This is a genomic window from Streptomyces iakyrus (assembly GCF_000717055.1).
Taxonomy (GTDB): Bacteria; Actinomycetota; Actinomycetes; order Streptomycetales; family Streptomycetaceae; genus Streptomyces; species Streptomyces iakyrus.
Genome location: NZ_JNXI01000070.1, coordinates 1 through 1444 on the forward strand (window position 1 = coordinate 1; position 1444 = coordinate 1444).

Below are 1444 nucleotides of genomic sequence, written 5' to 3' on the forward strand. Positions count from 1 at the left end.
CCCGAGGACGTCAACCTCTTCGCCGACGAACAGGCGGGGTGAGTCATGGCCGCCACCCTCACCGCGGGGGCTCCCGCTGGTTCGCGCAAGTTGCTGGCTTCGCGCAGGACGCGGGTCGGGATCTTCTATGCGCTGCCGGTTGTCATCTACCTGCTGGTGCTGTTCGTCTACCCGATCTTCTCCACGCTGCTGCTGAGCCTGAAGAACGCAGACGGCTCGTTCACGCTGCACTGGTACGCCGACGCTCTGGCGATGCTGGTCGTGGTCGTGCCGCACTTCGTCAGTGCTCTGGTGCGCACCTACGGCTGGATCATCATGCTGGGTGACAAGGGCCTGGTGAACGAGACCCTCACCGCCATGTCAGTTCCCGGAGCCCCGTTCCAGCTGCTTTACAACGAGTTGGGTGTGGTCATCGGCACCACCTCGATGATGCTCCCCTACACGGTGCTGTTGCTGTACGGGGTAATGCGGGGGGTGGACCGGCGTCTGCTGGCGGCCGCCTCCAGCATGGGCGCGGGCAAGGTGACCATCTTCCGCCGCATCTATCTGCCGCTGGTCGCCCCCGGTCTGGCCAGTGCCGGACTGCTCAGCTTCATCCTCTCGCTGGGCTACTACATCACCCCGGCCCTGATGGGCGGCCCCAACCAGACGATGATCGCCACCCTCATCAACCAGCAGGTCACCAAGGAGAACCAGTGGAACGGAGCGGCCGCGCAGGGCGTGATCCTGCTGGTGCTGACCCTGGCCGGGCTGCTGCTGGTCAAGGTCGTCACCTCGCTGGGGGCCAGCCGTAAGAAGAGGAGCGCGACATGATGGAACTGCGCAAATCCCTCGCCGGCCGCATCGCACTCACAGCGGTCTCCACCGTGATCCTGCTGTTCCTGGCGCTGCCGATCGTGGTCATCCTGGTCACTTCCTTCAGCAACAACGCCTTCGCCTCGTTCCCGCCGGAGACGTGGACGCTGAACTGGTACAAGGCCCTGTTCGCCGACGGCAGCAAATGGCCGGCCGCACTGTCCCTGTCCGCGCTGATCGCCGCTTTGAGCACCGTGTTCTCCTTGATCATCGGGGTCACCGCGGCGACCGCCCTGGTCCGCAGCGAACTCCCGCTGCGCTCCGCGGTCTTCGCCCTGGTCCTCGGACCCCTGGTCATCCCCCAGATCGTCACCGCACTGGGTCTGTTCCTGTTCTTCGAGCCGGCCGCGATGCTGGGCAGCCCGATCGCCATCGCGACACCGTCACCCTGCCGGTGCAGGTCTACAACTCCCTCACCTTCGAGATCGACCCCAGCGTCACCGCGGTCAGCGCCATCCTCATCGCCTTCGCCATCCTCGCCCTGGGCCTGGTCGCCCTGGTGCGCTGGCTCGGCTCCGGACGACAGGACTCCCTGCTGTCGGTGGAGAACACGGTCGGCGTCGCCAACCCCGGAGGCGAAGCCGTATGA

The 1444-nt window shown here is 65.9% G+C and carries 3 protein-coding genes; 2 read left to right on the top strand and 1 reads right to left on the bottom strand.

Annotated features, from left to right (window positions below; genetic code table 11):
• Positions 1-45 precede the first annotated feature (45 nt).
• On the top strand, positions 46-813 hold the full coding sequence (locus OO68_RS41550) for an ABC transporter permease (protein WP_033314696.1): 768 nt from the start codon (positions 46-48) through the stop codon (positions 811-813).
• On the opposite strand, the gene OO68_RS48195 is transcribed toward OO68_RS41550, so the two are convergent.
• Positions 770-1228, bottom strand: coding sequence for a hypothetical protein (locus tag OO68_RS48195; protein WP_245237467.1), 459 nt, complete (start codon positions 1226-1228; stop codon positions 770-772). The genes OO68_RS41550 and OO68_RS48195 overlap by 44 nt on opposite strands.
• Positions 1229-1249: 21 nt before the next feature.
• Between OO68_RS48195 and OO68_RS48200 the strand changes: the two genes are divergently transcribed.
• On the top strand, positions 1250-1444 hold the full coding sequence (locus tag OO68_RS48200) for a hypothetical protein (RefSeq protein WP_245237468.1): 195 nt from the start codon (positions 1250-1252) through the stop codon (positions 1442-1444).